General features: G+C 52.5%; 22 protein-coding genes and 2 pseudogenes. 14 read left to right on the top strand and 10 right to left on the bottom strand.

Annotated features, from left to right (window positions below):
• Positions 1–23 precede the first annotated feature (23 nt).
• The 8 genes and pseudogenes from ACA059_RS21645 (at position 24) to ACA059_RS21610 (ending at position 5651) form a co-directional block, all read left to right on the top strand.
• Complete coding sequence (locus ACA059_RS21645; protein ID WP_497630932.1) at positions 24–719, top strand: VIT1/CCC1 transporter family protein; 696 nt, start codon at positions 24–26, stop codon at positions 717–719.
• Positions 720–1094: 375 nt separating this feature from the next.
• A pseudogene (locus ACA059_RS21640) lies at positions 1095–1211 on the top strand (transposase); the annotation flags it as partial.
• Positions 1212–1320: 109 nt separating this feature from the next.
• Positions 1321–1515 (top strand): hypothetical protein, encoded by a 195-nt coding sequence (locus tag ACA059_RS21635; protein WP_497630931.1) that lies wholly within the window; start codon positions 1321–1323, stop codon positions 1513–1515.
• Positions 1516–1687: 172 nt separating this feature from the next.
• Positions 1688–1825, top strand: a pseudogene (locus ACA059_RS21630) (transcriptional regulator); the annotation flags it as partial.
• A gap of 187 nt (positions 1826–2012) precedes the next feature.
• Positions 2013–2549: a hypothetical protein gene (locus ACA059_RS21625; protein WP_497630930.1), complete on the top strand. Its 537-nt coding sequence runs from the start codon at positions 2013–2015 to the stop codon at positions 2547–2549.
• Positions 2550–2704: 155 nt separating this feature from the next.
• On the top strand, positions 2705–3139 hold the full coding sequence (locus ACA059_RS21620; RefSeq protein ID WP_497630929.1) for a hypothetical protein: 435 nt from the start codon (positions 2705–2707) through the stop codon (positions 3137–3139).
• Positions 3136–4623 carry an ATPase domain-containing protein gene (locus tag ACA059_RS21615; protein ID WP_497630928.1) on the top strand — a complete coding sequence of 496 codons (1488 nt, stop codon included), beginning with the start codon at positions 3136–3138 and terminating at the stop codon, positions 4621–4623. Before ACA059_RS21620 ends, ACA059_RS21615 begins: the two co-directional genes overlap by 4 nt.
• Entirely contained in the window at positions 4620–5651 is a 1032-nt protein-coding gene (locus ACA059_RS21610; protein WP_497630927.1) for a sensor histidine kinase, read from the top strand. The genes ACA059_RS21615 and ACA059_RS21610 overlap by 4 nt, the downstream gene beginning before the upstream one ends.
• A 590-nt stretch (positions 5652–6241) precedes the next feature.
• Here ACA059_RS21610 and ACA059_RS21605 read toward each other — a convergent pair.
• Positions 6242–6517 carry a DUF1652 domain-containing protein gene (locus ACA059_RS21605; RefSeq protein ID WP_497630926.1) on the bottom strand — a complete coding sequence of 92 codons (276 nt, stop codon included), beginning with the start codon at positions 6515–6517 and terminating at the stop codon, positions 6242–6244.
• A 334-nt stretch (positions 6518–6851) separates the two neighbouring features.
• On the opposite strand from ACA059_RS21605, the gene ACA059_RS21600 reads away from it, so the two are divergent.
• Positions 6852–7193 carry a hypothetical protein gene (locus tag ACA059_RS21600; RefSeq protein ID WP_497630925.1) on the top strand — a complete coding sequence of 114 codons (342 nt, stop codon included), beginning with the start codon at positions 6852–6854 and terminating at the stop codon, positions 7191–7193.
• Positions 7162–8955 (top strand): thiamine pyrophosphate-requiring protein, encoded by a 1794-nt coding sequence (locus tag ACA059_RS21595; protein ID WP_497630924.1) that lies wholly within the window; start codon positions 7162–7164, stop codon positions 8953–8955. The genes ACA059_RS21600 and ACA059_RS21595 overlap by 32 nt, the downstream gene beginning before the upstream one ends.
• Positions 8956–9059: 104 nt before the next feature.
• Here the strand turns inward: ACA059_RS21595 and ACA059_RS21590 are convergent, their stop codons facing one another.
• Complete coding sequence (locus ACA059_RS21590; RefSeq protein WP_497630923.1) at positions 9060–10388, bottom strand: SDR family oxidoreductase; 1329 nt, start codon at positions 10386–10388, stop codon at positions 9060–9062.
• Between the two features lie 358 nt (positions 10389–10746).
• On the opposite strand from ACA059_RS21590, the gene ACA059_RS21585 reads away from it, so the two are divergent.
• Positions 10747–11058, top strand: coding sequence for a hypothetical protein (locus ACA059_RS21585; protein WP_497630922.1), 312 nt, complete (start codon positions 10747–10749; stop codon positions 11056–11058).
• A 289-nt stretch (positions 11059–11347) separates the two neighbouring features.
• Here the strand turns inward: ACA059_RS21585 and ACA059_RS21580 are convergent, their stop codons facing one another.
• The 3 genes from ACA059_RS21580 to ACA059_RS21570 all read right to left on the bottom strand — a co-directional run bounded on the left by ACA059_RS21580 (position 11348) and on the right by ACA059_RS21570 (position 13390).
• Positions 11348–11791: a PRC-barrel domain-containing protein gene (locus tag ACA059_RS21580; RefSeq protein WP_201181788.1), complete on the bottom strand. Its 444-nt coding sequence runs from the start codon at positions 11789–11791 to the stop codon at positions 11348–11350.
• Between the two features lie 528 nt (positions 11792–12319).
• A complete protein-coding gene (locus ACA059_RS21575) occupies positions 12320–12766 on the bottom strand; it encodes a GNAT family N-acetyltransferase (protein ID WP_497630921.1) in 447 nt (148 codons plus the stop codon).
• A gap of 375 nt (positions 12767–13141) precedes the next feature.
• Entirely contained in the window at positions 13142–13390 is a 249-nt protein-coding gene (locus ACA059_RS21570) for a hypothetical protein (RefSeq protein ID WP_497630920.1), read from the bottom strand.
• 565 nt (positions 13391–13955) lie between these two features.
• Between ACA059_RS21570 and ACA059_RS21565 the strand changes: the two genes are divergently transcribed.
• Positions 13956–14984, top strand: a complete 1029-nt coding sequence (locus tag ACA059_RS21565; RefSeq protein ID WP_497630919.1) for a chemotaxis protein CheB — start codon at positions 13956–13958, stop codon at positions 14982–14984.
• An 81-nt stretch (positions 14985–15065) separates the two neighbouring features.
• On the opposite strand, the gene ACA059_RS21560 is transcribed toward ACA059_RS21565, so the two are convergent.
• Positions 15066–15275, bottom strand: a complete 210-nt coding sequence (locus ACA059_RS21560) for a hypothetical protein (protein ID WP_497630918.1) — start codon at positions 15273–15275, stop codon at positions 15066–15068.
• A 175-nt stretch (positions 15276–15450) separates the two neighbouring features.
• Between ACA059_RS21560 and ACA059_RS21555 the strand changes: the two genes are divergently transcribed.
• Positions 15451–15690: a DUF1652 domain-containing protein gene (locus tag ACA059_RS21555; protein WP_497630917.1), complete on the top strand. Its 240-nt coding sequence runs from the start codon at positions 15451–15453 to the stop codon at positions 15688–15690.
• A gap of 55 nt (positions 15691–15745) precedes the next feature.
• On the opposite strand, the gene ACA059_RS21550 is transcribed toward ACA059_RS21555, so the two are convergent.
• From ACA059_RS21550 to ACA059_RS21535, 4 genes are all read right to left on the bottom strand, one after another.
• The gene (locus ACA059_RS21550) at positions 15746–16156 is read right to left on the bottom strand and encodes a response regulator (protein WP_497630916.1); all 411 of its coding nucleotides are present in this window, start codon (positions 16154–16156) and stop codon (positions 15746–15748) included.
• A 387-nt stretch (positions 16157–16543) separates the two neighbouring features.
• Positions 16544–16726 carry a DUF2934 domain-containing protein gene (locus tag ACA059_RS21545; protein ID WP_497630915.1) on the bottom strand — a complete coding sequence of 61 codons (183 nt, stop codon included), beginning with the start codon at positions 16724–16726 and terminating at the stop codon, positions 16544–16546.
• A 412-nt stretch (positions 16727–17138) separates the two neighbouring features.
• A complete protein-coding gene (locus tag ACA059_RS21540) occupies positions 17139–17999 on the bottom strand; it encodes an alpha/beta fold hydrolase (RefSeq protein ID WP_497630914.1) in 861 nt (286 codons plus the stop codon).
• Between the two features lie 190 nt (positions 18000–18189).
• Entirely contained in the window at positions 18190–18402 is a 213-nt protein-coding gene (locus ACA059_RS21535; protein WP_497634706.1) for a hypothetical protein, read from the bottom strand.
• Between the two features lie 459 nt (positions 18403–18861).
• Between ACA059_RS21535 and ACA059_RS21530 the strand changes: the two genes are divergently transcribed.
• Positions 18862–19686: an alpha/beta fold hydrolase gene (locus ACA059_RS21530; RefSeq protein WP_497630913.1), complete on the top strand. Its 825-nt coding sequence runs from the start codon at positions 18862–18864 to the stop codon at positions 19684–19686.
• The last annotated feature ends 14 nt before the right edge of the window (positions 19687–19700 follow it).

Raw genomic sequence — 19700 nt, 5'->3', positions numbered from 1 at the left:
TTTTTCACACGGAGAATTCCAGAATGGCAGCGCATCATAAAGAGAAACACCCAATAGACAACATTGGTTGGCTGCGCGCTGCCGTATTGGGGGCCAATGACGGAATCGTTTCAACTTCAAGTCTGATTCTGGGCGTAGCCGCCTCTCACGCAACTCACAACAGCATCCTTATAGCGGGTGTCTCTGCTCTCGTCGCCGGTGCTATGTCGATGGCTACCGGAGAGTACGTTTCCGTGCAGTCCCAAGCCGACACGGAAGCGGCTGCCCTAGAGGCGGAGCGAATTGAGATTCAGGAAAATCCGAAGGGCGAGAATCGTGAACTGACAGGAATTTATGTTGAGCGAGGACTTGAGGCGCCGCTTGCAAAAGAAGTCGCGACTAAACTAATGGATCACGACGCCTTGGGGGCGCATGCCCGAGATGAGTTGGGAATTACCGATGCGATGAGTGCAAAGCCATTACAGGCTGCTCTTGCATCTGCGCTAAGCTTTGCCGTAGGTGCGGCACTACCATTACTCGTGGTCGTAGTAGTTCCACAAGAACATCTCATCCCAGTCATCGTCGTCGCGTCGTTGGTCTTCCTTGCTATCCTTGGCGGCTTGGCGGCCAAGGTCGGCGGGGCGAATATTAAAAATGGGGTTTTACGTGTGACTTTTTGGAGTGCGCTTTCGATGGCGGTGGCAGCAGGAGTCGGTACCCTGTTGGGAACCACAGTATAAAACCCGGAGCGGGTTCCAGAATTAAATTCTTGATGGTGAGAGTGGGCCTTTATACAAGGATGGAACAGGGTTTATATATTTGAAGGCAAGAGAAAAGCAGCGCTGCCCCCACACACCTTTATCCGATAGGATGCCGCCGGTTTTTTCTTCTGTTTTCTTTAGCTTTTTAATCCCACAGTGTTGGCGCCGACGCCGAATTGATCTAGTTACCGAGATGCCACTGACCCAGTCTGATTCCTCGCTAACCATTTCCTTTGCTGAATTTGTTTCGATTTGGAGGTGGGTCAGTTTTGCGTCAGCACTTGGGTCAATTTGGCGTCGGCGTCAACACGTAGACACCTCTTTGCCTTAAACTGAGGCCAATCAGGAGGTGCCATGAGCAACCCACGTTATCCCGAAGAATTCAAAATCCAAGCGGTCAATCAAGTGACCGAAAAGAAGCTGCCTGTCGCTGATGGGGCGGCGCGTCTTGGCGTGTCGACGCATAGCCTCTAAACGAACCAGCGATCAGGCGGTATGAATTATTTGGCGTGTTCGTACTCCACCGCTCGAGGAGCAGTTGTTTCTCAATGGCGGTGACCTCCGCGCCGAGGCAAAGCTAATGGCATCGATCGAAGATTTTAGGATGAAATCACAAGAGCTCCTGATAGAGCTCGACGCCGCTACGATGGAAATGATGACGCTGGTGACATCCAAATGCGTTGCAGGCCCCGACTGGGATTTTGCCAGCAAGAGGCAGCACGACGCCTATGAAAGCTGGGATGCCTTTATGAATACGCCTAACACAATGATTTAAATTGCAGGTTCTGAAAAGGACGGGCTCACTAGCTGAGATCGTCAATCTCGATCAGTGCTTTTTGTCTGATGCAGGAGAGTCCTATGAATCGGCAAGGTTTGTTTTTAGCAAAAGCGTTAGAAATACATCAAGAGTACGAAGTGGCGAAAGTTGTCATCTTCGACATGCTGTGCAAGCGTCTCGGGTAAAAGTCTGCAAAAATCTGCAGGCCGGCTAGGTCATCGAAACCAAAGGCGGTAACCACAGTGGTCTTAAAGAATGGAAAGCTGAACACGGCTCCGACACCGTCGAGTCCCGGCTTTCCAAGTAAGTTTAGTTTGAGTACAAAACGGCCCGAGAGGTCTGTTTTTATTGGCGTTTCGGACGAATTCGGATAAACGTCCGGCTAAAACAGATGTTAGTGAGTACCAATGCTAACGTGGGAAATATCCAATTCAATTCGCAGGTTGAGATGGGTGGTAAGCCGGCTTCACATGTTTGATGAGGAGGAACCCACCGTGCCGAGAATTTTGACTTCACAAATAAGTGACACCGCACTAAACGAGCACAATGCCAGGATGTTCGGGTCGCCAAAGGAGCGCTTGGATTTTTACCGAAGAGAGATTCAGTACGAAACCAGCATCTTGGCTAATCGTACTGACGCCTTTCTGGCATCTCAGTCTTTTTTGGTCATCGCATTTGCCTCTTCTATGGGCAATCTCAACCCCGAATGGGGCAAGTTGTTTACGCTGGTGGTACCACCGTTTCTCACATTGCTTGGAGTGCTAAGTTCGTTGAATGCTTGCCCCGGTATTCGTGCGGCATACGACATTATCGGCCATTGGCATTTCAAGCAGAGCGAGTTATTGCATAGCGAGCCTGTAATGGGATTGGCTTATGACGAGTCGCCTTTATTTTGTGAAAGAGAGTCCACGCAAAAGGGGTATCGAAAGGCGTTGCTGTTTTCAGTGCGCACACCTTGGATCTTTGCGACATTCTGGATATTGCTTGGCATTTGGTCGGTTTGTATCCAAATCACAAATCCAGGTGCTTGAGACGTAAACAGAGAGGTAAACCCTTGCTGTTTGGGACTACTTTTCTTCAGCCACCTAGCAGGCTCCGAACATCATCAGCTCTGCGCCCAAATGAAAACTCGATCACAGGTTATAGGGTGTACCATCGATAGGTGCCCATCAAAAATTAGTGAGCCATGTCCAGGGAAAGCGAAGAGGGCCGCCAGATCGTAGCTTCTCTGGCGCGCCGGGTCGGTGACATTGCTGATCTTGCAAAGACCGCCCACACAATTATTTCAACCTTGCAGGATATGGACGCAGCCCTCAGGCCCATCATCGGCCAGCAAGGGGTTGTCGCGCTTTATCGCCGCAGCCTCAATCTGTGCGTTTCCACTCATCCGCGACTGGCCGGCACCTGTGACAGAGTGCAGGCAGGCATGGATCTGATTGCCCTCAAATCCGTAATCGTTGAGCAAAGCGACGCCGATGCGCTGTTTTTCGGTGAAGTGTTGCTGACTACCTTTTACGCACTGCTGACCACGCTGATCGGGCCCTCGCTCACCGCACGTTTGCTTCGTGGTATGTGGGAACCTTTATTGAGCGACACCCCTTCGCAGGAAAATTCGCCATGAGCACCAAAGTGACTATCAACCGCCTGGCCACCGGTGTGCCAGGACTGGACGAGGTGCTGGGCGGAGGACTGCCGGAGTTTTCGTTCAACCTGATCGCCGGCCCGCCTGGCTGCGGCAAAACCACCTTGGCGCATCAGATGATGTTCGCCCTGGCGACGCCCGAGCGCCCGGCGCTGTTCTTTACCGTATTGGGCGAGCCGCCGCTGAAGATGCTGCGTTATCAGCAACAATTCGATTTTTTCGACAGCGATGCGATCAACCAGTCGATTCGTTACATCAACTTGACCGATGACACTCTGGCCGGGAATCTGGACGAAGTGCTGCGGCGCATCGTCAGCGAAGTCGAGGCGCACTCTCCAGCGCTGGTGTTCGTCGACTCGTTTCGTTCGGTGGTGCTGGCCAGCCAGACGCAGGACAACCCCAACAACAACCTGCCGCAGTTCGTTCAGCAACTGGGCATGTTGATGACCACCTGGCAGGCGACGACCTTCCTGATTGGCGAATACTTCACCGAAACCGACACCAACCCGATTTTCACCGTGGCCGATGGCTTGATCTGGCTGCGTCAGAGCGTGCAGCGCAATTCCATGGTACGCAAGATTGAAATCATGAAGATGCGCGGCCAGCCCACGTTACCGGGCTTGCACACCTTCCGCATTGCGACGTCGGGGATCAAGGTGTTTGCACCCGCGCCACTCAACCCGGTTGAAGCGCCGCTGGAGATCCCCATCAAGCGCCTGAAAATGGGCGTGCCACAGCTCGACGAGATGCTGGGTGGCGGCCTGCCCCGTGGTTATTCCTTGCTAGTGGCCGGGCCATCGGGGTCGGGCAAAAGTATCCTGGCAGCTACGTTCCTCGCAGAAGGCGCACGCAACGGCGAAACCGGTGTGATCGCGGTGTTCGAACAACGGCCCAATCATTTTCAAAATGCCGCCCTCATTCAGTTGATCAAAAACGGTCAGGTCGGCTTGGTGGACAGTCGTGCACCGGACTTGTCCATCGACGAAATCGTCCAGTTGCTGTTGGCGGAGATATCTCGCCTGAAAGCCACCCGTGTGGTGATCGACTCGTTATCGGGCTTCGAACTGGCGCTGGCGCCGACCTTCCGCGAAGACTTCCGTGAATCGCTGTCGCGCATGGTCACCGCGCTGACCAGTGCCGGGGTCAGTGTGCTGATGACCTCCGAGCTGGAAGACCGCTACACCGACCTGCGTTTCAGTCCTTACGGCACCGCGTTTCTCACCGATGCAATCATCGTTCAACGCTACATTGAAGTGCAAAGCCGTTTGCTGCGCATCATGGCCGTGGTCAAGCTTCGGGCTAGCGCCCACTCCGATGAGCTGCGCTTGTACCGCGTCGATGAAAACGGCTTGCAGATTGGCGAAATGCTCCATGACCAAGAAGGTCTGCTCGGAGGCCGCCCCACAAAGCGGATTTCAGGTGTATCACACCCAGGAGATAAAATGTTTGAGCCCGACTCATGAGTAATGTCGCTGGCAAGAATGAGCGTGAGATCGCTAATGCCGCTCACGAACTCTTCCTGCTTGGCCAGAAAACCGTTGAAGCACGCGCCGTGCTGGCAGCTCTTCAAAAAGAGTTGAGCGACACCAGCAGCCGGCTGGTGGATAGTCAGCAGGTCGAACAGGTGATTGAGGCTAATCCGCAGCACGTACCGGCGAAACTGCTGGTGCCGTCAGACGCTATAGTCGCCCCACGCTTGGAAGAGCAACGTTTGTACCAGGAACTGCGTGAGGCTAATGCACAGCTGGTCATAGCCGCGCTCAGCGCTCAAGACCTTCAGGCTGTAGCCGAGCGCGCACTGAGTCAGCAAAAAAGCATACTGGCGACGGTGGCCCATGAGCTACGTAACCCATTAACCCCCATCAGTATGATTGCAGAACGTATGGTGCGGATGCCTAGCGACGAGCTGCCTCGGATGCGGGAGTTGATCGAAGGCCAAGTGCAACATATGTCACAGCTGGTGGACGATCTGCTGGACGTCTCCCGTGCTAGCACTGGTAAGTTGCGACTCAATCGCCGCGATGTCGACATGATTCAAATTCTGCATGAGGCCATTGATGCGTGCAGCCCTTTAATGGACGCACAAGAGCAGCATTTCAACGCCCATCTTCCCAACGGCATCTTGATGGTCAATGGTGACCCGGGGCGCCTCGCGCAGATTCTCCACAACCTTCTGGCAAATGCGGCTAAATACACCCCGACCCACGGTAGAATCGAACTATCCGTAACGGTAGCGTCCGACGTTTTGAAGATAACCATTTCCGACAATGGAATCGGCATTTCCGCTAAAGCACTCCCGTTTATTTTCGACTCCTATGTTCAAGACGTGCATGCCGTCGGATTCAATGGCTCTGGCTTGGGCATCGGACTGACAGTAGTCCGCGAGTTGGTTGAGGCGCACGGCGGCGAAGTTACCGGTATGAGCGAGGGTGATGGCAAGGGGAGCGAATTCGTAGTCACGTTACCAATGGTAATTCATTCAAACGGATAAAAAGGGTGGACAGTGATTGATCTAAGTCCAGGGACATAGGTCAGCTCTAACCAGAAAAGATTATTGCTGTCCATCGCTCTGGCTGATCCATAAAAAACCGCAATTAAAATTCTTGGCGGGTACTGCAACTCGTAACATCGAGTCAGACCCACTGAGCACAGGATCCGACATGAACGCAGCGGACGACTTTAGATTTAAATCTCATGAGCTGCTTTTAGATCTGGATGCAGCTATTAACCAAATGATGATGTTGGTCGCAACTCGCGAGCTTTCCGGTGAAAGGTGGTGTGCGGCTGTAACCCAACATTCGGACGCGTATGCAGCTTGGAATTCTCATCTGAATGAGTCATCGCTACCGATCGCTCATTTCCTTTAAGTCGGAGAAATCACCTCTGGGTCACTGAGCGAAAACAGAGCGGTCGTGCGACCAACCGGGCCAGGCCTTGAATGCTATGGATGATGGCCCCAAGTCACGATTCTCCTAGGGAACCACCCACTGGCTATGACTGAGATACCTGACTAATCTTGGCAAGATGTCTGCCGTCACAATGCATTATTACAATGATGGGCCATCGATCTCAGAGGTATCATCAACGCTGCAACCTAGAAACCGGTTGGCTGACTGTATAGCTAGGAGCAGAAGAAACGAGTTCAAGATCCTGTCGTAGCCCCGCGACAAGACTTGCGATGGCATACCCGTTACTCAGCTGAGCTAACGAGATACCGGTGACGACAAGAACTTCTTGATTCGACGTGTCGTGGAAAAATCGCACCGTCAGAGCGGCTCCGGGATCGACTGTGCATTCGCAACGAGTGGGCAGAAAACTTTGTTCTACTAAGTGACGGATTTCTAAAGTAGATAGCATGGAGGCTTGTCTCGACGGGAGCCAGCCAAAGGACTTTTGTCTGAAAGATATTTAGGAAGCGTCGTGAAATACGCGCTTGATAGGGCTTAACCTAATTCATTGGCTAGGGGCTCACCAATGAGTGTATACCCCACGCCTTCAGATGCTTTAGATCCTTTCGGTCTGGGGTTCGTGGGCTACCCCGCTTGAGCTCGGTACCTTTCAAGACGACTCATCTGGTCAATTTGACCTTGAAATCGGTGGTGAAAGTCGCGATCACCATTCGTCAATTAAGCCGCACTCTGTTGCCGACCGTGTCTCCAAAGAGTCTCATGACCTTGCATTGGAGGCATCTATGAAAACCCATCCCCCGACCCCGGACAAACCCATAGAGGATCTGGGCAACCCCAATGATGACGGCTGCGTGCTAGGCACGGCTGGTCGTATGAAGACCCGAATGCCACTACCGGCTGGGACAAGAAAGGAAAGTCGCCAGACCATCGCAAAGCGCCCAATGACGCTCGGGGATTATCAGGTTACCCGCACGAAGCCCCTGAAGAAGAACTTGGCATTGAAACGCCTGAACAGGACAACGACAAGGTTGGTTGAGCTGCCACAGCCGTTCCAGCAGCGACTCTACACATCGGTGAAAGACGAGGATCTTAATGACAACGACAGTCAGCGATTTTCTGGTTGAACGACTCAGCCAATGGGGCGTAACGCGGATTTTTGGTTATCCGGGTGACGGTATCAACGGGGTTTTTGGTGCGCTAAGTCGTGCCCAAGGAAAGATCGAGTTCGTTCAGGCCCGGCACGAAGAAATGGCAGCGTTCATGGCCTCCGCTCACGCCAAGTTCACGGGAGAGCTGGGCGTATGCATTGCGACCTCTGGCCCCGGCGCTTCGCATCTGATCACCGGTCTTTACGATGCGCGAATGGATCATATGCCGGTGTTGGCCATCGTTGGTCAGCAAGCGCGTGCAGCGCTTGGCGGACACTATCAGCAAGAGCTGGATTTGCTGTCGATGTTCAAGGATGTCGCCGGTGCGTTCGTGCAACAAGCCTCGACGCCGTCGCAAGTCCGTCACTTGGTTGACCGGGCAGTGCGTACTGCGATTGGCGAGCGTAAGGTGACCGCACTGATCCTACCCAATGACTTGCAGGAAGCCGAATACAAGGCGCCCGGCAGGGAACACGGTACCGTTCATTCAGGGGTTGGTTATAGCAAGCCGAGGGTCGTTCCGTATGAGACGGATCTACAACGAGCGGCGGATGTACTGAATGCCGGCGAAAAGGTCGCGATCCTGGTGGGCGCTGGTGCGTTGGCTGCGACCGATCAAGTCATTGCAATCGCCGAGAAGCTCGGTGCCGGCGCGGCCAAGGCTTTGCTCGGTAAAGCGGTACTGCCTGACGATTTACCGTGGGTCACCGGCAGCATCGGCTTACTCGGTACCGAGCCCAGCTACAAGTTGATGACCGAGTGCGACACCTTGCTGATGATCGGGTCAGGTTTCCCTTATTCCGAATTTCTGCCTAAAGAAGGCAAGGCGCGCGGGGTTCAAATTGATCTTCAACCGGACATGCTGAGCTTGCGCTATCCGATGGAGGTGAATCTGGTGGGCGATGCGGCCGAAACTCTGGCGGCGCTGCTGCCATTGCTGGAGCACAAGACCTCACGCAAGTGGCGTAAAAAGGTCGAAGGCTGGCACGCCACTTGGGAGAAAACGTTGGAAAAACGCGCCTTGGCCAAGGCTAATCCGATAAACCCGCAACGGGTGGTTTACGAACTCTCACCACGTCTTCCTGAGCACGCCATTATCACCAGTGACTCAGGGTCGTGCGCCAACTGGTTCGCGCGCGACTTGAAGATCCGGAGCGGCATGATGTGTTCGCTCTCCGGTGGCCTGGCATCCATGGGCGCCGCTGTGCCGTATGCGATTGCGGCGAAATTCGCTCACCCACAACGCACCGTGATTGCCCTGGTGGGTGATGGTGCGATGCAGATGAACAACATGGCTGAGTTGATTACCGTCGCCAAATATTGGCGGCAATGGGAAAGCCCAAAATGGATTTGCGCTGTTTTCAATAATGAAGACCTGAATCAGGTCACATGGGAGCAGCGAGTTATGGAAGGCGATCCAAAATTCGAAGCCTCGCAGAACATCCCCGATGTTCCTTATCACCTGTTCGCCATTTCCATCGGGCTGAAGGGCATTTTTGTAGATCGCGAAGAGGACGTTGCTGATGCTTGGGAAAAAGCATTGGCTTCAGATACTCCCGTGCTGATCGAGTTCAAGACTGACCCGAATGTGCCGCCACTCCCGCCGCATATCAAACTGGAACAGGCGAAGAAATTTGCCTCCACCTTGCTGCAAGGCGATCCGAATGAAGCTGGTGTCATTGTGCAAACCGCCAAGCAGATTTTTGGGGCTGTAATGCCTGGAGGATCCAAAAAGTAAGCAACGCTCCAGCTGTCAGGAATGCCTGGCAGCTGTGTTTGCGTTCGGTGACATCGGGCGAGCATAAAATGACGCGAGAGTTGCAACACCCATCGGTTCTTTGGTTAATGTGCACGCTCCCGCCGTCCACGACGATTAAGCGCTAACAGAGCTCCGCCAAGTAATAGGGTTGCGCCGACTGCCAATAACAACGAAGGTCTCTGCTTGGCTGCACGCCAGCCACCTTCAACGCGACGTTGACCGCCTGGCGGTGTGAAAAGATTGCCTGATGACGATGCTGACTGTGGGCCGTGTTCCAGGCCCATACGAGTCAGCCATCCATACAGTAGGGGAAATCCGGGCACCAAAAAATGCGCCAGCCGCGCTATCGTGGCAGCACCACCCACGGTCGTACTCGGCCTTGGACGTAACGCACAGGCAACCATAGCTTGCGCGACGAGATGCGGATCATAAATGGGTGGCGGTGGCTTGAGCGCATGACCAGTGAAGTTACCTACGTCACGAAATCCCGGAGTGTCCATCACAGCTGGATAGATGTCGCAGACATGGATATCGGGATATTCATTCAGTTCACCACGTAACGCTTCGCTCAAGCCGCGCAGGCCGTATTTGCTGGCCGAGTAAGCTGCTGCATAGGGTTGTGCGACCCAACTCCCGAGTGAAAGGGTATTGATCAAAATGCCGCTTTTTTGCGCCTTAAAGTGAGGCCAGGCCACATAGGCGCCGCGCAGGTAACCGAGCAAATCCGTTTGCAGCACCTGCTCATGAGCCTCAAGAGGTGTTTCCTCGAAATTGCCCACCGCACCGACACCTGCATTGTTGATCCAGATATCGATGCGACCGTCACCAAAAGCAGCGGCTTGATCAGCCAGCGCTCGCATGTGTTTGCTGTTCGTCACATCAGTTCGTACTGGTAGGGCTGTGGCCCCACGTGCAACACATTCTTCGACCACTTCGGCGAGGGCAACTTCATCACGAGCACCGAGCACTAGACGGGCGCCCTCGCTGGCGAACGCATGCGCCGCCGCACGACCTATGCCGCTTGATGCCCCGGTGATGACCACCAATTTATTCTGAAGCGACCTGGCTATGTCACTACGGTGCACATCTGAACGGTTTCTGACCTCTCGTGCCGGTAGATCTACTTGGGCGTTGTAACGCATTTTGTTTAATTTCAGTCGTGCACCGTCAGTCAGGATCAACGTCAGGTCTTCGATGGTGCCAGCGACTCGATCTGGAAACACCGGTTCACCTGTAGGATCAAGTTCGTCATACAAAAATTGCTGACCTTCCAACCATCCAACGGCGGTCATCAGTTCGGGCCCCAAGTAATACTTTCCATCGAGAAAGAAGCCAGGAAAATGACGAGTGCGTTCGAGGCTTTCGACGGCGTACCGCTCGCCTGGTTTCATACCGGTTAGTGAGTGGATCATGGTGACATCCTCAGGTTCGCTGGTGTTGCGATAGAGGATGGGCTACCACCAATGTTCCATCGAGATGACTGAAAGGCCTGCCATGCGTCCATTCAGAGATTTGAGTATGAGTTTTTCAAACTCACTGAGAAGGCAGAGGTCAACCGATCACCACATCGCAAACGCATATGTTTGGGGGGGCGAGCAATATCGTGGAGGCGAGTGCCGATCGCCAGGATTTTAAGAATCGCTCTACCGCTTTCGAAAGGATTGGCTCCAAGACCATTGAAATATTCACCCGAGAGGCGACATAAGTGATCCTATGAACAGGCATCTGCCTTGTTCACGAAACGACCTCCTAAGATGTCGAGGTTATCCAATGCACCTGATCGAGATTTTTTTGCCGCTCAACACGAACGATGGCACGCCTCAGCCCGTCGAGCTTTTTCGCCGTGTACGGGAGCAGTTGGCCGAACAGTTCGGAGGAGTGACGGCTTTCACTCGCAATCCGGCGAAAGGTATTTCATTGCAGGAAGATAACGAGCGAGCAGAGGACGACATCATCGTCTATGAGGTCATGGTTGAAGCTGTTGATCGGCTTTGGTGGCAAAGCTTTAAGCGCGATCTAGAAGGGCGTTTTCAACAGGAAGAAATTCTGATCCGTGTGACCGCCATTAGTCTCATTCGCTAGCCGACATCGGTAGAGTCACGTGATGAGCCTTGATGTCGCATCAAAAAAAGCTCGCGTGACGCGGGAGCTTTTGGACTTCAAACGAATAGCTTTTCGGGTACGATTCGGCTGGGCTAACCTTGGATTCGACGGGCGGTCAGCAGAATCCACCCTAAACCTTGTTGCTTCGACAAACCTCTTTTCACCGCAATGCGCGCCTTAGGGTTTGGCACCCCAATGAAACATGTCATTGTTTACTCGGCGCGCATCACTCTTCGTTTCGGATATGGACATTAGCTTTGTTGATACTTTATCTCCGAACAGTATCGTAATCGTAGGGTTTGGTTCCATAGAAAGAATGGATTTCTGTTGCCCAAGACTCGTCGGCCATATTAGGCCAATTGTCCTTGTCAAAACCTGGTGCATTTTCCAAGCGTTCTTTCTCTACGTTTAGTACGAAGCGCTTATTTACTGTATCGAGTGTCAATGCATTCCAAGGTACCGCAAACAGTTTTTCTCCCATGCTAAGAAAGCCACCAAAAGAAAGAACAGCATAACTCACTCTACCGCTGCGAACATCCAGCATGATTTCTTTAATATCTCCCAAGTCTTCTTCATTATGGTTATAAACATCATTTCCAATGAGTGTGTCTGCCCCCATCAGGTCGGGGCCAGGCCCCTGTTCCTCTGAGCCGGTATCTCGTAGGAGGTTGGTTTTGTACATGCCATAGGTATCGCGATCTTCGTAGTTCATTACTATCTCCTATCAGCAATCGCCAATCAATCAGGAAATGCACCCACCGCCTTGATGGCTGTATTAGTGGGAGTCACCCGCTTTCGAAAAGTTGAATTTTTTTCTAGAATGGCGACGAATGGCAAATGGGAAGAAAAAAAGTTAATAAGCTTTTAATTAGTGTGCTATTCGTATTTTGTGCTTTTGTTTTTATTGTGGGTTTTAATTAGAGCGATATCGTAGACGCGTAGATGAAGCAATCCCCCATTATGGCAACTATGTCTCCGGCTTGAATATAACTTCATAAATATAAAGATTAAGTTTTTGGTCGCTGCTGTGACCAAACTTATTTGATTGATAGTGGATAAAGGGAAGTCCAGCCAAATCCAGAGCAGGACATAAAATTGGCAGGCGAATGTCTGCTTCTGACGGATTACTGCCTTTCGTGAAGGGCTGAAAACGACTCAAAGCTGTCGGTCGTGACAGACAGAAATCGGCCAGAAGCCATTCACAGGACGCTTTGCACGCATGAGTGATAGCCGTGCGTAGTCATTTGATATGTCGATAGACCTTTGTTGTGCGGACAGAGAATCCTGTCCCCTCGTATAAACGATGGGCAGATTCACGATCTGGATTGGAGGTTAAATCCAGAGTTCTCGCGCCGAGGTCATGGCTTTTTTCTATTGCTGCTTGTATGAGTGCTTTGCCGACCCCTTGACCTCGAGTGCTGGCATCTACTACGACGTCTTCGATCCAGGCACGAATGCCTGTCGGAATGCGAAAATGAATTAGGGTTAGCAACCCCAAAATGCTTCCTCCACCTGCTGCTCTCACTACCAATAAATCGGAGCACTCTGAATCCACAATCTGCTTCAAATCTTCCATTGTCATCGCTTGAGCGTTTTTGGAAAGCTGCGGGAGAAGGTCATTCAAAGATCTGAGCAGCATAGGATCGGTTTCTTGAACCACCTCGACAATAGCGGATTGGTTTGTCATTAGAGATCCTCAGTGAAGGGGGATGAAGCTTCGATGGTTCAATTCGACACGTTACTCCAAAGCGTTTGCGAGTGACCGCTTCTGGCCCGGAAGCGGCCGTTAGTCGAAGAAAGGATGTGCTATCAGACTTGTAAACCCCGTGAAATCCAATATCGGCTGTGTTCATGGAGGAGGAATTGTGGATTTCCAAGCATCAGGTGCCGGGCAATTGATTGTGAGTGACTTTGCAACGTGAAGCTCCTTACGTCGGCCGCAGGCTACCGGTTGCAACCAACACGTGACTGACCAAGCCTGAAATTTTACGACTATTGATAGCTATCGAAGGCAACACGGCCTGAGGAAGCTAGGGCGTAAAGCCCTAGCAGATAGCAGATGTCACTTTTTCTTTTTCGCCGGCTTTTCTGCCTTCTCTGATTTCTTGGCCTTCTCTGGCTTGCTATCAGCTTTCTTTGCAGATTTCTTTGGTTCGGCATCTTTTTTCTTGTCTTTCTTATCGGAAGATTTCGAAAGAGCCGAGGCCGCCGCTGCTTTCTTTGCCGGTGAAGACTTTTTGTCTTTCAAATCCTTGCTGGCTTTCGAAGCTTCACCTTTGCTTTTCTTCTCGTCTTTAGCCATGTTGACCACCTCTCGGAGTGTGCCGGTATTGGCACAATGCCTGTGTGAATATCCACAAGCTGATCATTAGGCGAGCGCGTCCAAAAGCGGTTCAAATTTTTTGATGCCTCGAAATAGGCTTTGTCGGAGGTCTGGCCTGCCCATCAGGGCGATGGGCAGGCCAGAATAAAGAAATGCTTAGCGCAAGGTGCGGAAGGCTGCGCGCAGCCAAGGGGGGCTCTCCGGATACTGAGTTAGGGCCGCACGTATCGACCAAGATGTTGATTCCATTCGCAAGGTTGGTGAGCACGGCAAAAGCGTTGTAGATCGGCAAACTGGGTTAAAGCCATTGAGCATGGAACAGTGACACCAGCCTGGTGGGCGTCAGTCCACAACGTGATGATTTAGGGGCTAGTACGAACATGCTGAGATTGGAGGAGTCAGCGAAGACTAGGATGGTCAAAACCGAATAGAGGCTGCGACCAACTCGGTTACGACGTTTCGTGATACGCATAGCACTCACTATTAGCCATCGAACCAATACCTCACCGCTGGTTGTCTAAAGTTAATGAATGGGGAGGGTGAGGAGATAACTGTGATAGATGAACTTGATGCAGGCGTGCGAAACATCGTCGTCATAGGCACCTCGGCAGGGGGTGTTCAGGCGCTAATCGCTTTGTTTGAAAGCCTCCCCGCCAATCTACCCGCTGCCTTTTTGATAGTGCTGCACATTCCTGCCCATGAACCCAGCGTCCTCCACAGCATTCTTTCAAGGGTAACGAGCATGCGGGTCGTCGCGGCTCAAGACGGTCAGCAGATTCAAGCTCGCACGGTCTATGTCGCCATTGCGGATCGACACCTAATGCTTACTGAAGATGGGATACGACTGACGCGTGGGCCGAAGGAGTGCCGGGCCCGGCCAGCAGTAGATGTTCTATTCCGCTCAGCCGCTGTTAACTACGGCGCCCGGGTCATTGGCGTCATCCTTTCAGGTGCATTGGACGACGGCACTGCTGGGCTTTGGGCGGTCAAGGATCGGGGTGGATTAGCTTACGTCCAGGATCCTTCCGGAGCCATGCTAAGTTCAATGCCCGACAGTGCAATAGAGCATGTGGATATCGACCTTGTCGGCTCGGCGGCAGTGCTCGCCACAGCACTCACCAAAACGGTAGGCCGCCCTGTAGATGGCCAATCAAAACACGATGTACGAGCTCGTCATGTAACCGAGAACGTCATCTCCTTAAAAGGGAATGGTCTCGAAGCCGGTGTTATGGGATTAGGCAAGATTTCCCAGTTCACCTGTCCGGATTGTCATGGCGTACTTGTGCAAATCGAGGAAGGCTCCATCGTCAGATTTCGTTGCCATACTGGCCACGGGTTTTCGGTGAAGTCGCTCATTTGTGAGGTCAATGAAGCTATCGACACGGGACTGTGGGACACATTAAGGGCCGTGGAGGAAAGGATCTTGCTGCTGCGCCAAATGGCTGAACAGGCGATGGCTGTTGGCGCTGCCGGAGACGCCACTGAATGCTCCCGGCAAGCTGAACTCGCCGAAAAACGTTTGAAGCCACTACGCGCCTTGGTGCTTGATCCCAAATTCTTCGGCCACGACGACGATACATAGGCTCGGCAGCTTGTCTCATTACTCACGCGATCCTTGGCGCAGTATTGACTGAACGACGCCACTGATTGCGTTTTGGCCAGGTCACTCAGGTGACATAAGCACCGCAAGACTCATATTGATGAATTCCTCGTTTTTGCTAATCGTGTCTAAAGCACCGCGAACGTTGCCGGCGACTTCAGCAGAACCACTTTGCTCGACCCAGAGCGTCAGCTCCATGATGGCGGCCTCAAGAGCTAATTGGTTTTGATTGATTTTGAAGAGCAGGGAAGGGAGCAAATCTGAATTTGGCATCAAGGTTCCTCCATGAAAACGCCAAGCCTAGCAGTATAAAAAATGAATAGTCAGCCGCGTCAGCTCAAGGCCAGTGGACGGGAAACAATTGGTCGTGAATTTACTCCGGCGCGTTCCTTGACTACTGGGTTTCATAGACAAGACTGAGAAGGAATTTTTCCTTCGGACGTACCCCATGATTTCTTCTCTTGAGCTCCGACATATCATTGAAAGCGGTTTATTACCTCGCTCCTGCACCTGCTCCGTGAATCCCAAAGGTTCGCTATTGATCAAGATGTTTGAGCCTTCCTCTGGCCGCGTGGAACTGTTTGTCCCCGGCGTGTTGGCATCGGATCTCACGTCCAGTCGGGCGATTTCAAATTTGATTGGCGAACTCAGAATTGAAATGGCGGCGCGCCAAGCGATCTGTGCGTGAGCCCGAGGGCAAATGGTGGACTTGGGAGCATCAGAGCTAACAGGCCAACAACGACTCAAATCTTACGAATGGGGTAATCAGGCTGCAGGAGAGACGCTACCGCGATTACCAAGTCGTCCAATGACCAAGGCTTGTGCAGGTAGATGGTTGATGGCGGTACCGTTGCGGGGTCTATCAGATACCCGGACGTCAGAATTGCAGAGATATACGGCCATCTCCCACTGACCATTTCAATGAATTCGATACCTTGAATTTGTCCCGGAACACCATGATCTGCGATTACCAGCCGGCACTGATCATGCGCTTCCAGCAGATAGGTTAACGCGTCATCAGCAGTTTCGAACGCTACTGCCTTTGCGCCTATTTCCGCCACGATATCCGCCATCAGCGAACGCAACGTCGGGTCGTCTTCAATGACGATGATCTCTCCTTGAATTGGCAAAATCCCTTCCCAATTTACGTTCACTCATCGATTCCTTAGCCGGGCAAAGTGCCGACGTCTCCAAAGTATGGCTCTGAGTCTATGTCCATTTTCAAGATGCGCGACCCTGAAAACAATTCGTTCAATGTCTCAGGTCAAAGGTTCGGCATTTTACAGCAACCACTGTATTTAACGCTTAGCCATTCCACCGAGCAGTTGGCTACTCATACGCCTGACTATGGAATGAACGCTACCGCCTGTCATCGAGTTGGGAATCGTTCCTCGATTACCGGCATAGGATACGAATGAGCAGGATGGCCGCCTCCGTAATTGAAGCGCCAAGGGCCATAGAGGTAAGTGTTCGGTCGCGGCGATAGCGCGCATTCGACGGTGCGCGCTATCGATGGGTATCTGCCAGTGATTGATCTTCATCTAAGAGCCAGCTTGGGATGGGTCAGCTTCGCTACCTTGCGTTGAGCCAGCGGTTGAACTGTCAAAATCTTCTTCGCCGGCTGCTTTTTCAGCAGTAAACCAATGCTCCAGGTCTTGTCCTTGCGGCTTCCCATCTTTTTCCCAAAGCTGATATGCAGCTTCTCGAATTTTTTGCTCATCCATCTTCGAATTCCTCCCATTTTCACTGAGTGATTTCGGGCGAAACGGGAGAAGCAGCGTCACCTCCCGATCCGTCTATCAGCGTTAAGGGTAGTCGTCATAACAAGCTTCGCCATCGCAGTTGATCGCATTACTCAACGTGCGCATCCTGACGTGGGCGGTCTTGCCCGCCGTTACTCTGGCTCGCTCCGTCGGAGAAGCGGGTTAACTAATGATATCGCCAGATTTTATGGTTGGTCTCCGTGATATCGCCCGATATTCTCAATTAGTAACTGTACATAAGGCCAGAATTTGTACGTTGATTACGAACCATAGTAGACATTAACCGGCAAGTTTAACGTGGCCCTTTACGAGCGGAAGAGGTCTTCCTACTTCTTGATCTCGCGCGGATGCGCCATTAATGCGAGCCGATATATTAGTCTTCGCGAAGGAATGCGAGGATTTCGTTCGCGAGTTCGTTGGGCGCCTCTTCCGCCATGTGGTGCCCGCAGTCGAGACCTCGACCACGCTGCCTTCTCGTCCATGGTTTCCAAACTGCCAAGACATCGCCGTATAGAAGCTCAAGATCATCACGTAGCGACCATAGAATCATGGTCGGGCATGCGATCCGACGGCCCTCGCGGCGGTCGGCGTCATCGTGTTCACGGTCGATCCCTAAACCTGCACGGTAATCCTCGACCATGCCATGAACGGTCGCCGGGTCGTGGATAGCTGATTGGTAGTCTTTGTAGGCTTCCACCCCCATTGCCTCTGGGAAGCCGCCATACCATCCATCAGGGTCGGCCAGGATTGCTTGCTCCGGTTTCTCGAGTTGACCGAAGAAAAACCAGTGCCACCACTTTGCCGCGAACTGGGCGTCACAGCGCTCGAGAGCTTCAAGGATCGGTACGCCGTCCAATATGCCGAGATGTGTAATGGCTTCGGGATGATCCATAGCAGTGCGAAAGGCGGTGTAACTACCTCGATCATGGCCAATCACGGCGAATCGCTCATGACCCAAAAGGCGCATCAGGGCGATGCAGTCACGGGCCTTTGCGCGCTTTGAGGAGCCCGCATGATCGAATGTATCCTCAGGCTTCGATGACTGGCCAAAGCCTCTAAGGTCTGGGCAGACTACATAATGATTTTTTGCCAAGAGTGGAGCAACGCGATGCCAGGTCGCATGCGTCCTAGGATGCCCATGGAGCAATAAGACGGGAGAACCGTTACCACCGTGTCTGACTCTCAGGGTCGCTTCTGGAAGTGTTACGGTATCAAGAGAAAAGTCGTCGAACATCCCAATATCCTTGGCGGTTTCCACTGTTCTTAATTCACAATGACCCTAGCGACGGGATCACGTCCCTTGGGGGCTTTGGGCGTTTCCTAGGGGGCTTTGCCTTAGCTACACACCTCATACTTTTTATCGATTTGTTACTGAGAGCGGACGGCAAGGAAAGCGATTTCGCTGGCCACCGTCAGTCATGACACTACTCGTTTTCCTTCCCCTTCGAGTTTTTCCTGAGGCCCCGAAGGTTCATAAGGAAAAGACAAATCTGCAAAACGATCAATGCGTACGCCCCTGAATAGACTCCCCAAATCACCCACAACACGTTGCTCAAACTGAAGCACACAAACCCGGTCATCCGCCGTCCTGGTCGCTGCGAGCCGATAAGCCATGCGGCGAGAACGGTTACGGCCATCGCTGGCCATTGAACCCAATCCAGATAAGCCAAAATATCCTCCCAGCACAATTCCTTGAGCTGTATCGCTATGTGGATGCCACGTTAGTCAATCGGGCTTCTGATAGTTGGGTGACGCTTTCGATTTTCCAAGAATGTAGCAGGGGTGAAGCTGACCATTGGGATGGGTTGTGACGACCACAGATATCAATGACCATCCTTCATGAAGCTTAAGATTTGCTTCGTTGACTGATAGCGCTTCCATTACTTGGGCTGTCTCGGATAAATGCATTTCTTCTTTCTCAGATTCTAGGGATCAAACATTAGGCGCCGCGCACTGATAAGGGTTCCTTTACCCATGACTACTCTGGATAGTTCGGAGTCGTGCTAGGTCTGAATCCATAATAGAGGCCATGCTTTGAAGGATTAGAGTGGTCGTCCAATGCTGCCATCTCAGCGACATGAAGCAAGGGGACACCCATGACAACGCGCAAAGTGACCATTGAAAACTTGCAGTTGAACGTTTCAATCTGTGGGCAAGGTTCGCCGTTGCTCTTGCTTAATGGCTTGGGTGGCTTGATCCGTACCTTCGATCCGCTGCGCGAGGAGCTCGGGGACTACATGACCATTACGTTGGACGTGCCAGGAGTCGGCAAATCGCAAATCCCTCGCTGGCCGATGCGTCTGCCGCGCTATGCCGACTTGATCGCCCAGATGCTGAAGCAGTTGGGAATCGACCAAGTCGATGTGTTCGGGGTGAGTTGGGGCGGTGCATTGGCGCAGGAATTCGCCCTGCGTTACCCGAGTTTTGTGCGCCGACTGATACTCGCGGCTACCTCTGCCGGCCCAGTGGTTTTGATGAAGCCCGCCGACATCGTGGAGTTTTTTGGTGGAAGCAAAAGTCCCAAGCCGCGCAAGCAAGAAGGATCCCGCAATTCAATCCAGACGCTGCTGCGCTTTGGAGTAGTGAAAGGCATGCTCTCCGTTAATCCGCGAACCTACTACTACCAGCTCGCTGCCTTGGTCGGATGGACAAGCCTGCTGCGGCTGTTCCGTCTACGCCAACGCACGCTGATCCTTACTGGCGACCACGACACCCTGGTGCAGATGTACAACGCGCATATCCTGCGCCGGACTATTCGCCGTGCCGAACTGCACGTCCTAAGGGGCGAGGGACATTTTTTCGTGGTCACTAGCGCTAAGCGAACTGCCGAATTGATACGCGAATTCCTCAGCCAGCAACGCGATGATGAAGAGCCGGCGCCGACAATGGCCAGCGGCAGGTTAAGGTCACGACTGCTCTAATCCGAGAGGTGGGC

The sequence above is a fragment of the Pseudomonas sp. LBUM1647 genome, from assembly GCF_059716175.1.
The sequence above is the reverse complement of the archived record's forward strand: the minus strand, read 5'-3'. Positions and strand labels throughout refer to the sequence as shown.

Coding starts and splice junctions, on each gene's coding strand:
- ACA059_RS21540 (WP_497630914.1), bottom strand. CDS start 17,999: ATGTTCGACGACTTTTCTCTTGATACCGTAACACTTCCAGAAGCGACC.
- ACA059_RS21580 (WP_201181788.1), bottom strand. CDS start 11,791: ATGAACTACGAAGATCGCGATACCTATGGCATGTACAAAACCAACCTC.
- ACA059_RS21605 (WP_497630926.1), bottom strand. CDS start 6,517: ATGCTATCTACTTTAGAAATCCGTCACTTAGTAGAACAAAGTTTTCTG.
- ACA059_RS21645 (WP_497630932.1), top strand. CDS start 24: ATGGCAGCGCATCATAAAGAGAAACACCCAATAGACAACATTGGTTGG.
- ACA059_RS21585 (WP_497630922.1), top strand. CDS start 10,747: ATGCACCTGATCGAGATTTTTTTGCCGCTCAACACGAACGATGGCACG.
- ACA059_RS21530 (WP_497630913.1), top strand. CDS start 18,862: ATGACAACGCGCAAAGTGACCATTGAAAACTTGCAGTTGAACGTTTCA.
- ACA059_RS21590 (WP_497630923.1), bottom strand. CDS start 10,388: ATGATCCACTCACTAACCGGTATGAAACCAGGCGAGCGGTACGCCGTC.
- ACA059_RS21610 (WP_497630927.1), top strand. CDS start 4,620: ATGAGTAATGTCGCTGGCAAGAATGAGCGTGAGATCGCTAATGCCGCT.
- ACA059_RS21560 (WP_497630918.1), bottom strand. CDS start 15,275: ATGCCAAATTCAGATTTGCTCCCTTCCCTGCTCTTCAAAATCAATCAA.
- ACA059_RS21600 (WP_497630925.1), top strand. CDS start 6,852: ATGAAAACCCATCCCCCGACCCCGGACAAACCCATAGAGGATCTGGGC.
- ACA059_RS21555 (WP_497630917.1), top strand. CDS start 15,451: ATGATTTCTTCTCTTGAGCTCCGACATATCATTGAAAGCGGTTTATTA.
- ACA059_RS21635 (WP_497630931.1), top strand. CDS start 1,321: ATGGCATCGATCGAAGATTTTAGGATGAAATCACAAGAGCTCCTGATA.
- ACA059_RS21545 (WP_497630915.1), bottom strand. CDS start 16,726: ATGGATGAGCAAAAAATTCGAGAAGCTGCATATCAGCTTTGGGAAAAA.
- ACA059_RS21620 (WP_497630929.1), top strand. CDS start 2,705: ATGTCCAGGGAAAGCGAAGAGGGCCGCCAGATCGTAGCTTCTCTGGCG.
- ACA059_RS21595 (WP_497630924.1), top strand. CDS start 7,162: ATGACAACGACAGTCAGCGATTTTCTGGTTGAACGACTCAGCCAATGG.
- ACA059_RS21575 (WP_497630921.1), bottom strand. CDS start 12,766: ATGACAAACCAATCCGCTATTGTCGAGGTGGTTCAAGAAACCGATCCT.
- ACA059_RS21615 (WP_497630928.1), top strand. CDS start 3,136: ATGAGCACCAAAGTGACTATCAACCGCCTGGCCACCGGTGTGCCAGGA.
- ACA059_RS21535 (WP_497634706.1), bottom strand. CDS start 18,402: ATGGCCGTAACCGTTCTCGCCGCATGGCTTATCGGCTCGCAGCGACCA.